Annotated in this window: 1 protein-coding gene; it reads right to left on the bottom strand. The window is 52.9% G+C overall.

Annotated features, from left to right (window positions below; genetic code table 11):
• The coding region (locus tag AC1RPT_RS08250; protein WP_481763066.1) for a hypothetical protein at positions 1-238 on the bottom strand (238 nt) is incomplete at both ends.

Raw genomic sequence — 238 nt, 5'->3', positions numbered from 1 at the left:
GCCTGCAAGAAGTTCATGAATGAGGGCTGCGCTGCTTGACGTACATACTCATCAAGAGTCGGCTCGTTGACCTTAAGTTCCCAAGGCTCTCCCGGGTTTTGCGTCGCATCGACCATGGCTACGCCGATCGCCAGATGCAAATCCAGCACACGGGTATCAGGCCACAGCTGTTGACTCAAGTTACTCATTGCGAGCTGGGAACGTGCATCACACACAAAGTACACAACACGATCGTATG

Source organism: Dellaglioa sp. CoH-56-MRSF-11 (genome assembly GCF_056782135.1).
The sequence above is the reverse complement of the archived record's forward strand: the minus strand, read 5'-3'. Positions and strand labels throughout refer to the sequence as shown.